Raw genomic sequence first — 6,000 nt, forward strand, 5'->3', positions numbered from 1 at the left:
AGCACCTACCGACAAAACCCCAATGTGGCGCATGGGCCAGGACTAAGGCTGGAGGCTGGCCGCCGCGTACGCGTCGGCACCGCTGAACACGTCCTGCCCGTACGTCACGGCCTGGTTGTAGAACAGCACCGCGTGCCACCACCCGACGGGCGTCGCCAGGTCGTCCCCGGCCGAGCACAGGTAACGCGCGGCCGTGAAGGCGGCGTCGTCGATGTTCTGCGGATCCGGCTCCCCGCCGTCGCCATTGGCCCGCTCGGCGTACTTCCGCCACGTCACGGGCACGAACTGCATCGGGCCGACCGCACGGTCCCAGGTCGTGTCGCCGTCGAGCTTGCCGCCGTCGGTGTCCCGCACGGCCTGCACGCCCGGCGAGCCGTCGAGGGCGGGGCCGATGATCGGTTTGGTGACGCGGCCGTCCGCACCGATCTCGGCGCCGCCGAACCGGCCGTGCCGCGATTCGACCCTGCCGATCCCGGCGAGGAACGTCCACGACAGATGACACGACGGCTTCTGCCGCGCCATCCACATTTCGGCCCGGCCATACGCCGCGAGCACCCGCGCCGACACCTGCGTCTTGTCCGCGACCCGCCCCGCCCACGCGTCGAGTTCGGCCTGATCCGAGACCTCCGGGCGGTCCGGCGGCGCCGCGAGTCCCGCGCGCGGGATGCCCTCCCCCGGCTTCGGGCGCTGCTCTTCGACGACGAACGCGGGTGGGGGCGGCGGTTCGACCGCGGGCTGCCGCATCCCGACGGTCACGAGCAGCACCACCGCCGTCGCCACCAGCGCGAGCACCAGGATCACCCGGCCGAGGGACCGACGAGGCGGGGGAAGGTGCGGGGGCGGGAGCGGAGGGGCGGCGATCGGCTGGGTCGGTTCGGCCACCCGTTCAGGTTACGTGCCCACCCGCGAGGGGGAACCGGAAAGCCACTTCCGGCAAGCAGACGGTAAAAAATCGGCGACCGGAACGTAGCTCACACATTTCGTTATCGAACCGCTCCGCAGCGTCCTGACCTGCGGTTACCCTAACCTAATCCGGATCTTCGGTCCTTTTTGCCCGGTTCACCACGTTAGGCAAGGCTTACCCTCTACTGGACTTACAGGTGAGCCTTACCTAAAACCGTCACGTCGAATGCAGGGACGCGAGGAGGCGGAGCGGTGTTGTTCTCGAGCGCACTGATCGGGTTGCGCGAAGGTCTGGAAGCCGCCCTCGTGGTCAGCATCCTCGTCGCGTTCCTGGTGAAGACGGACCGGCGGTCCGCGCTGCGGTGGGTGTGGCCCGGCGTCGGCGCGGCGGTGCTGCTGAGCGTCGCGGTCGGCGCGATCCTCACCTACACCACCGCCCAGCTGAGTTTCCAGCACCAGGAACTGCTCGGCGGCAGCCTGTCCATCGTCGCCGTCGTGTTCGTCACCGCGATGATCTTCTGGATGCGCAAGGCGTCCCGCAGTATCGCCGCCGAACTGCGCGGGAAGATGGACGAGGCGCTCAAGGTCGGCCCGCTCGCCGTCCTCGTGCTGTCGTTCCTCGCCGTCGGGCGCGAGGGCCTGGAAACCGCGGTGTTCTTCTACTCCGCCGTGCAGACCGCGCAGTCGGACACCGCGCAGCCGCTGATCGGCTTCGCCGTCGGCATCGCCGCCGCGATCGTGCTGGCCTACCTGCTCTATCGCGGCGCGGTGCGCTTCGACCTCGGCAAGTTCTTCCTGATCACCGGCGTACTGCTGGTGTTCGTCGCCGCCGGGGTCCTCGGCTACGGCCTGCACGACCTGCAGGAGGCCGGATTCCTGCCGGGCATCGGCACACTCGCCTTCGACGCGTCGAACGCGCTGCCCGAGACGTCCTGGTACGGCGCGCTGCTCAAGGGGATCTTCAACTATTCACAGCAGACGACCGTGCTGCAGGCCATCGCCTGGGTCGCCTACGTCGTCATCGTGCTGCCGCTGTTCCTCAGGCCGGTCAAGGCCGGCAAGAAAACCGCCCCGGCGTCCGCCGTGGCTACCGCTAAGGAGTGACCGTGCGCAACACCCGTCGATTCCCGCTGGCCGTTCTCGGTGCCGGCGCCCTGGTGGCGCTCACCGCCTGCGGTGGCAAGGAGGACACCGCGGGCGCCGCCGCAGGCCCGATCAAGGTGGAAGCCACCGACACCGCGTGCACGGTGTCGGCCAGCAAGGCCAACGCCGGGAACCTGACCTTCGAGGTCACCAACAAGGGCACCAAGGTCACCGAGTTCTACCTCTACGCCGAGGGCGACCGGATCATGGGCGAGGTCGAGAACATCGCGCCGGGCCTGAACCGCAAGCTGATCGTCGAGGTCGCCGACGCGGGCAAGTACCAGGCCACGTGCAAGCCGGGCATGGCGGGCAACGGCATCCGCAGCGAGTTCACCGTCACCGGCGGCGCCCCCAAGCAGAACGACGCGAACGCGCTCAAGGCGCAGGCGACCAAGAGCTACGCCGAGTACGTCGCGAACAACGCCACCGCGCTGGAGGACGGCACGACCAAGTTCGTCAACGCGGTCAAGGCGGGCAAGGCCGACGAGGCGAAGGCCGCTTACGCGCCGGCCCGCGTCTTCTACGAACGGATCGAGCCGGTGGCCGAGAAGTTCGGCGACCTCGACCCGGCGATCGACGCCCGCGAGGCCGACGTCGAGGAGGGCAAGCAGTTCACCGGGTTCCACCGCCTGGAGAAGGATCTGTGGAAGACCGGGCTGCAGCCCGACAGCGGGCAGATCGCGGACAAGCTGCTCACCGACGTCAAGGACCTGATCGGCAAGGCGAAGGGCCTGCAGCTGAGCGCGCTCGACCTCGCCAACGGCGCGAAGGAACTGCTGGACGAGGTCGCGACGAAGAAGATCTCCGGCGAGGAGGAGACCTTCTCGCACACCGACCTCTGGGACTTCCAGGCCAATGTGGACGGATCGAAGGCGGCGATCAACGCGCTGCGCCCGATCCTGCAGCAGAAGGACGCCACGTTGCTGGCCACTTTGGACAAGGAGTTCGGCAACGTGCAGCGACAGCTCGACGAGCAGCGCAGCGGGGACGGGTTCAAGCCCTACACCGATCTGGCCCCGGAGAAGGTCAAGCAGTTCGCCTCGGCGGTGGACGCGCTGGGCGAGCCGCTGAGCAAGGTCGCGGAGGTAGTGTCCAAATGAGTGAGGACAGCGCCCGCGTCTCCCGCCGCAAGCTGTTCGGCCTGGCGGGAGCGGGGGCCGCCCTGGCGGGCGCCGGGGTGGCGACGGGGATCGGCATCGACAGGCTGGGCGGGGAGAGTTCCGCACAGGCCGCGGTCAGCACCGTGGACTTCCACGGTGCGCACCAGGCGGGCATCACCACGCCCACGCAGCAGAACCTGCACTTCGCCGCCCTCGATGTGACCACAAAGGACCGCGAGAAGCTGGTCAAGCTGCTGCGCACCTGGACCGACGCCGCGCGCCGGATGACCGCGGGCCAGGAGGTCGTCCCGAACGGGGCCATCGGCGGCAACGCCGAGGCCCCGCCGGGGGACACCGGCGAGGCGCTCGACCTGCCCGCGTCGTCGCTCACCCTGACCATCGGCTTCGGCCCGTCGCTGTTCGACGACCGGTTCGGGCTCGCCTCGAAACGCCCGGAGCAGCTGATCGATCTTCCGTTGTTCCCCCAGGACAAGCTCGACCCGAAGCGCAGCGGCGGCGATCTGTGCGTCCAGGCGTGCGCGAACGACCCGCAGGTCGCCGTGCACGCGGTGCGCAACCTCGTCCGGCTCGGGTTCGGCGTCACCGAGGTCCGCTGGTCGCAGCTCGGCTTCGGCCGCAGCTCGTCGACGTCCCGGACGCAGACCACGCCGCGGAACCTGTTCGGCTTCAAGGACGGCACGAACAACATCAAGGCCGAGGACACCGACCTGCTGCGCGATCAGGTGTGGGCCGACGCCGCGGACGGCCAGGCGTGGATGGCGGGCGGCACCTACCTGGTGGCGCGCCGGATCCGCATGCACATCGAGACCTGGGACCGCGAACGCCTGACCGGCCAGGAGGAGATCATCGGCCGCAAGAAGGGCGACGGCGCGGCGCTCGGGCAGGCCGCCGAGTTCGACCCGGTCGACCTGCACGTCGGCGGCAAGGACGGGCAGCCGATGCTCCCCGAGGACTCGCACATCCGGCTCGCCTCGCACGAAACCTTGAACGGTGCGCGGATCCTGCGTCGCGGCTACAACTTCGTCGACGGCTCGGACGGCGTCGGGCATCTGGAGGCCGGGCTGTTCTTCCTGGCGTTCAACCGCGACAGCCGCAAGCAGTTCGTCCCGATGCAGCAGGCCTTGTCCACAAAGGACGCGATGATGGAGTACATCCAGCACACCGGCTCCGCGCACTTCGCCATCCCGCCCGGCGTGTCGGACAAGGGCTACTGGGGCGAGGCACTGTTCGGGTGAGGACCGTTCCGGGCAGGCCCCGGAAAGTCACGATTTCGCCTCCGCATTCCTTGTAGCGTAACGATCTTCACTCGTTTGCCCACCTCTTGGTACCTATCGTCACCAGGAGAGGGGCCGCCATGTCCCGTCTGCTCCCCATCGCCGCCGCACTGATCGTCACGACGAGTGCTCTCACCGCTACTCCGATGATCGGTGCGGCGCAGGCCGCCCCCGCCGCGACCACCCTCACGTTCAGTTCCCATGAGGACGACGATCTGTTGTTCATGAGCCCGGACATCACGTCGGACGTCCAAGCGGGCTACGCGGTCTGGATCGTCTACCTCACCGCCGGCGAGACCCCGCCCGGCAACCTCGCCTACGCCGACAAGCGCATCCAAGGCGAGCGCGCCGCCTACGCGCGGGCGGCGCACCGGGCCAACCAATGGACCTACGAGCCGATGTCCTTCGGCGGTCACGACCTGGCGACGAACCGGTTGAACGGCACCGATGTGCACCTCGTCTTCACCTTCGTGCACGCCGCGGACGGCGGGCACGGCGATCCCTGCGGCGATCTGTTCCGGATGCTGCACCTCCCGGCCTACGTCGCCCAGCCGATCGACGGCCGCGCTCCGTACACAAAGGACTCGTTCGTCGGCATGCTCGGCTCGATCATCGACACCATCCGGCCCGACTACATCCGGACGCACAACAGCCTCGGCCATCGCGACCCGGCGCCGAACACCGATCACGTGGACCACATCTCCGGGGCGATCCTGTCCGCCGACGCCGACGCGGACGCCGCGGGCAGCACGAAGATCCGCCGCGACGAGTACCTCGGGTACATCATCCGGACCCTGCCGGACAACGTCTTCGGCTACTGGCGCGACGAGAAAACCGCCGTGTGGAAGGCTTATCAGCCCTTGGACACGCAGACCTTCTCGACCTCGTGGACCGTCGCGATGGGCAAGCAGTACCGCCCGGAGGGCCGGATCTTCTTCCCCGGCGCCCGGTGGGTCCCGCCCGGCGACTTCACCTCGTGCTGATCCCGGCTTGACTTCAAGGGAACTTGAAGTTGGACGCTGAGGGCATGTTCACCGATGCCGAAATCGAGTACCTGTCCACCCAGCCGCTCGGCCGGATCGCGACCGCGCAGCCGAACGGGACGCTGCAGGTCAGCCCGGTCGCCTTCACCTGGAATCCCGAGGCCGAGGCCATCGACGTCACCGGGTACAACCTGGCCAAGAGCAGGAAGTACCGCAACGTCGCGGCCAACGGTCAGGTGGCGTTCGTGGTCGACGACCGGCCGTCGCTGGAGCCGATGCGGATCCGCTGTCTCGAGATCCGGGGCCGCGGCGAGGCGATCCCCGGCGTGTTCGCCCCGGACGGTCACCTCGACGGCGCGGTGATCCGCATCCATCCCCAGCGGATCATCAGCATGGGCATCGAGGACGGCGATCACGACCCGCTCGACCTCGTCCCGAACAACCGCGACGTCTGAGCGGGCCACCCGGCACCGTGGCGGGGGGGGGGGGGGCCGGGGGGGGGGGGGGGCCCCCCGGCGGGCGCCGCCCGCCGCGGGCGGGCCCCAGCGCCCCCCCGACCACACCCGGCGGCCCCCC

At 69.1% G+C, this 6,000-nt stretch carries 6 protein-coding genes; 5 read left to right on the forward strand and 1 reads right to left on the reverse strand.

Going from position 1 to position 6,000, the window contains the following annotated elements; genetic code table 11:
* Nucleotides 1-42 precede the first annotated feature (42 nt).
* Nucleotides 43-780 carry a lytic murein transglycosylase gene (locus ACFWX1_RS05145; RefSeq protein WP_378384142.1) on the reverse strand — a complete coding sequence of 246 codons (738 nt, stop codon included), beginning with the start codon at nucleotides 778-780 and terminating at the stop codon, nucleotides 43-45.
* A 375-nt stretch (nucleotides 781-1,155) separates the two neighbouring features.
* On the opposite strand from ACFWX1_RS05145, the gene efeU reads away from it, so the two are divergent.
* The 5 genes from efeU to ACFWX1_RS05170 all read left to right on the forward strand — a co-directional run bounded on the left by efeU (nucleotide 1,156) and on the right by ACFWX1_RS05170 (nucleotide 5,879).
* On the forward strand, nucleotides 1,156-2,007 hold the full coding sequence (gene efeU / locus ACFWX1_RS05150) for an iron uptake transporter permease EfeU (RefSeq protein WP_378384010.1): 852 nt from the start codon (nucleotides 1,156-1,158) through the stop codon (nucleotides 2,005-2,007).
* Nucleotides 2,004-3,146 carry an iron uptake system protein EfeO gene (gene efeO / locus ACFWX1_RS05155; protein ID WP_378384012.1) on the forward strand — a complete coding sequence of 381 codons (1,143 nt, stop codon included), beginning with the start codon at nucleotides 2,004-2,006 and terminating at the stop codon, nucleotides 3,144-3,146. The genes efeU and efeO overlap by 4 nt, the downstream gene beginning before the upstream one ends.
* Complete coding sequence (gene efeB / locus ACFWX1_RS05160) at nucleotides 3,143-4,402, forward strand: iron uptake transporter deferrochelatase/peroxidase subunit (protein ID WP_378384014.1); 1,260 nt, start codon at nucleotides 3,143-3,145, stop codon at nucleotides 4,400-4,402. Before efeO ends, efeB begins: the two co-directional genes overlap by 4 nt.
* Nucleotides 4,403-4,521: 119 nt before the next feature.
* Nucleotides 4,522-5,424: a PIG-L family deacetylase gene (locus ACFWX1_RS05165; RefSeq protein ID WP_378384016.1), complete on the forward strand. Its 903-nt coding sequence runs from the start codon at nucleotides 4,522-4,524 to the stop codon at nucleotides 5,422-5,424.
* Between the two features lie 44 nt (nucleotides 5,425-5,468).
* Nucleotides 5,469-5,879, forward strand: a complete 411-nt coding sequence (locus tag ACFWX1_RS05170; protein ID WP_378384018.1) for a PPOX class F420-dependent oxidoreductase — start codon at nucleotides 5,469-5,471, stop codon at nucleotides 5,877-5,879.
* Nucleotides 5,880-6,000 lie beyond the last annotated feature (121 nt).

Source organism: Amycolatopsis sp. NPDC059021, from assembly GCF_042739895.1.
Taxonomy (GTDB): Bacteria; Actinomycetota; Actinomycetes; order Mycobacteriales; family Pseudonocardiaceae; genus Amycolatopsis.